Here is a 5030-nt window from a genome sequence, read left to right as displayed (position 1 = left end):
GTGTTTACTACGGACGATCGGCTGCGACGGGACTGTCGGGCCTTCTCTTCCAACATTATTAAAAGAAGTGCCTGGTAAGTTCTTGTCCGAGATCGAGAAGATTCGCGAGCAGGGCCAGGAGTGATACTTCCGCCGACGATACTCCAGGAGTGCAGTGATGGCTCGAGGGAGAGATGGCGGTCGTGGACGAGGCGACGGACGCGCTGGGCGCGATGGTCGCGGCGGTGCTGGACGATCAGGCCGCGGTGCTGGATACTCTTCGGCATCAAAGACCGTCAAGTATGGTCTATGTAAGGAGCTCGAAGGCCACGTATTCGAATACGGTGGCCAAGGTGCGGCAGACAAGATGCGCGTCACCATGGAGAAGATCCATCAATTTGTTGGATTGAAGTTCGGCGAGGACGTCGCCAACGAACTCAAGAATCGAGCCAAGGTGGTTCTACCACCGCCTGAGTACTCCGCTGTTGCCAAGGCAAGGCATGTGGTGTACGAGAGCATGATAAGGACACAGCAGTCAACTTTGTTGACTGCTATGCAAGCGCAACTCAAGGTCCTCGAGGATGCAGCAGCAGCAGCGGCAACGGCAGCAGCAGCAGCGGCAACAGCGGCTTTGAGCTCCACCATATCTGGAAGTGGCGGTGTGTCCGGTGCATCGAGTATTGTACCTGTACTTGATGACGAGGCCTTGTTGAAGATAGCGAGGCTGAAGAATGAGATTGCTGAAATCGAGTATGAAAGTATGCAAGACGTCCCTTACAAGTTGAATGGTGAGGAGGCGACACTGTATTCCAACGAAATGAAGTCCCACAGCTTGAGGGTGGCTACCCTAGAGAAGCATCGTGGGCAAGCTTTTGCTCTAATTATTGGACAGTGTACTCAACTCCTGCTGGACAAGATGAAGCAGGAGAAGAAGTGGGAGGCGGTGAGTGCTTCCTACGATCCACTCGAGCTCTACAAGCTCATCGAGTGTGTAGTCCTGAAGCAGACCGAGGATCAGTATGTCGTGGCTGCTATGTGGGACCAGTATAGACAAGTCTACAACAGCCAGCAGGGCACCTTGTCTAACACCTTATATTACGAGACGTATCGTACCAAGGTGGAAGTTGCAGAGTCTGTCGGGTGTGTATTTGCCAACGACAGGACTCGTGAGTATTGTGCTCAGGATGAGTTCAAGACATCATATGATTCACTTGGGCCTGATGATAAGGCCAAAGTGGATGATTCGGCTCGGGAAAGGTTCATCGCGTATGGCCTGCTACGTACGAGCGGCAAAGATCATGACCACCTCAAGCATGCCTTGTCGGATGATTTTGCCAAGGGAGGTGACACCTACCCTAAAACTCCTCAACAGACTCTTCTGTTGCTGGATAAGTACTCCAAGGCTCCTACTGTTATTACTCAGTCGGAGGGTACCGCGTTCGCCCAGACTGGAAAGAAGAAGGGGGGCGCTAAGAAGAAGTCCGATGGTGTTGATCCCAAGAAAGTGGAGTTCGACAAAGACTTCTACAAGGATAAGGAGTGTTTCCGTTGCGGTAAGCTGGGACACCCCAAGTCAGCTTGCACAGTGAAGCTGAAGGATGTTGACGACGATAAGTCAGTTGGCAGCAAGAGATCAAGTTCGTCGGATATGGTCAAAGCAGTGGGCATGATTAAGGATGCCACCAAGCAAATAGGTAAGGCCATGACTCAAGTAAATGAGCGTATTGAACAGCTCATCGACGATAATGATAGCATTGGGGGTCAGTCCCATGCTCAACTTGGTCGCATTGTATCGTGTGGCAGTGGTGTTGCTTTTGCATCCAGTGCTACATCTATCAGAAAATTGGTCCTCCTCGACTCGTGTTCGTCGGACAATGTCTTCTGTAATCCTCACCTTGTCTCGAATGTTCGGAGGGGTGAGCGGCAATTGAATCTAGAGAGTAATGGAGGTTACCTACCAATCTCTGAGATTGCCGACTTCAAGGGATTTAACGAGCCTGTGTGGTTTAGCAAGAAGGCTATCACCAACATTCTCTCCCTACTACTAGTGAAGAAGGAATACCCAGTTAGTTATGACGGGGAAGATTTCATCGTTCATCGTGCTTCGCACGGATATTCTGACATGGTTTTCAAGCCACATCCTACTGGCCTCCATGTGTGGGATATCAATGACCCAAGAAGTCATGCAAGTTATGCGTTTGCGGTTGTCGAGACGGTAGCTGATAATATGAAGTTGTTCACCAAGCGTCAAATCGATGGTGGCAACCTCGCTCGCGACCTTCAAGCAGGGTTGGCTTATCCATCAAATGGGGATTTGAAGTGGATTACTCAGGCTAACATGCTCAAGGATAGTCCTGTCGGACCTCAAGATGTGGATGTCGCGTTGAAGATTTACGGGCCTCCTGTGGCTTTGTTAAAAGGAAAGACTGTCCGTCAGACGGCCCCAGTGGCGAGACAGGACATAGTCGAAGTGCCGAAGGAGATTCGGCAGTTACACAAGCGTGTAACACTAACAATTGACATTTTTTTTGTCAACGGTACTCCATTTTTTGCAACTTTGAGTTTGAAAATTTGTTTCCTATCTGTGACCCACCTGTCCAATAGGAAGATACCGACCATCTTTCGGGCCTTGAAGGCCATGCACAACTACTACCTACAGCGTGGTTTTCAGATTGTGTTTGTTAAAGGAGATGGTGAATTCAAGCCTTTGAAGGACTTGATTGAGTCGGAGCTATTTGGTGGTCCGACTATGAATCTCACAAGTGCTAACGAGCACGTGCCAGAGATTGAACGGAAGATTCGTGTCATTAAAGAGCGAGTTCGAGCGATTGTCTACAGTTTACCTGTCAACGCAGTTCCTTCCGTGGTAATGACTCACATGGTGATGTTTGTTGCCAAGGCGTTAAATATATTCCCAGTGAAGGGTGGGATTCCGGGTTGGAGTCCAAAGCAAATCATGACCGGTGAGGTCGTGCATTACAAGTATTACTGTGTTCCTTTTGGCTCCTACTGCCAAATATCGAAAGAGGATACGCCACGCAACAGTATGTTGGCGAGGACTGAAGGTGCCATTGCTCTTGGGCCTAGCGGTAATGCTCAGGGTGGTATCAAGTTTTATACTTTGACCACAGGAAAGGTGGTGGTTCGACGGCAATTTAAGAGGCTTCCAATGACTGATGCTGTTATTGCTCGTATTGGATTGTTGGCTGTGGGTCAGCCAAGCCTGCCTGTCTTCACCGACCGTCAAGGGCGTCCTATTGGCGATGTTGCTATGGAGCACTTTGACTATGAAAATGAAACTAATGAGGCGGATGACGATCTTCCAGGAGTGCACCTCCCAGATACAGACGAGTCTGCCGAAATCCCAGGAGTGGGAACCATCGATCAAGATCCTACACCAGATGATCCTATTGATGATGATGTCGATATCGGTGTTGATTTTGGCATTGATGAGCCTCAAGACGCCGCACAACTTGTTGAGCAAGACTATGATGCGGCTGAGCCAGTGGTCGTTGCGCCAGTGGTAGAAGAGCTTGGGGCTATGGAATCTCTAGTGGGAGGGACAGGTGACGTACCTAGTACAGGTGATGTACCCAGTGCCCCAGCTGGAGTGAGAAGATCAACACGTGAGCGCAAGCAAGTCAAAAGTTACGAGCCCAGCATGACTGGGAAGAAGTATTCCTTTGCAGCCATGGCGTTGGTCACGACCGATTTAGGTCTAGCATATTGCAATGATAGCTATGAGTATGATGCTGCGGTGGCTTATTCATTTATGCAACAATTGTCCCTGAAGGCTGCTTTGAAGCAGTGGGGCCCCGATGCTGTGGAAGCTGGTGTGAAGGAAGTCAGCCAGTTGCATTGGAGGGATACGTTTGTCCCTAAAAGATACGCCGATCTCACAGACGAACAGAAGAAGAAGATTCTTGAGAGTCATATGTTTATCGTGAAGAAAAGAGATGGCAAGATGAAAGCTAGAAAGGTAGCTGGTGGGAATACTCAGCGGGATTACTTGACGAAAGAAGATGCAAGCTCACCCACTGTCTCCACCCAAGCTGTACTACTCACATCCATTGTTGATGCACATGAGCGCCGAGACGTTGCTGTGATTGATATCCCCAATGCGTTCATTCAAACGCGGGTGAATAATCCGAAGGATCGTGTAATCATTCGGATTCGAGGTGTGGTGGTTGATTGGCTGGTAAAGATAGCTCCTGAAGTCTATGGTCCGTTTGTGACAACTGATAAGAAGGGCAATAAAGTGTTGCTGGTGGAATGCTGGAACGCTATTTATGGTACGATGATAGCTGGATTATTGTACTACCGCAAGTTTTCTGAGAGCTTGGCGGAGCAGGGCTATGTACAAAATGCATACGACCCATGTGTATGGAACAAGATGATCAAAGGTAAGCAATCCACCATCTGTTTCCATGTCGATGACTGTAAAATCTCCCATAAGAGTGCCAAAGTCAACGATGACACAATTAAATGGCTGCGTCGCGATTATGAGTCTATATTCACGGATGGCAGCGGTGAGATGAAAGTGGCCCGAGGCAAGGTCCACAAGTACCTTGGAATGAAGCTTGACTTTACTAACACTGGTGTAGTAACAGTCACCATGATTGATTATGTCGATGATGTTATCAAGGCGTGGGATGAAGCTGTCACTAAGTTCAACGATGGTTTTGAGCGTGTGACTAAACGTCAGAGGATTGCAACGGCAGCCCCTGAGGATCTATTCAAGGTTAATGATGATGCGGTGAAGCTTGGCAAGGACAAGTCCAAAGTTTTTCACAGCATGGTGGCGATGATATTATACATCGTGAAAAGAGCTAGGCCTGATGCAGCCTTAGCCAACGCTTTCCTGACGACAAGAGTTAGGGAACCTGATGAGGATGACTGGCGGAAGTTGGGGCATCTCATCACTTATTTGCGCAGTACTCGTGAGTTACCACTAGTACTTGGTGCAACGCAGACAGGAGTGCTGCACTGGTATGTCGACGCGTCATTTGCTGTATATCAAGATATGAGAGGGCAAACTGGCGGCGCATTAA

At 48.9% G+C, this 5030-nt stretch carries 1 protein-coding gene; it reads left to right on the top strand.

Annotated features, from left to right (window positions below; translation table 11 throughout):
* Window positions 1-346: 346 nt before the first annotated feature.
* On the top strand, window positions 347-5030 hold a 4684-nt coding region (locus AC9UEP_RS05585), incomplete at its 3' end, for a reverse transcriptase domain-containing protein (RefSeq protein WP_509544913.1).

Origin of the sequence: Candidatus Planktophila sp. (assembly GCF_040402315.1) — a bacterium.
Classification (GTDB): domain Bacteria; phylum Actinomycetota; class Actinomycetes; order Nanopelagicales; family Nanopelagicaceae; genus Planktophila.
This window is presented reverse-complemented; position numbering and strand designations above follow the sequence as displayed.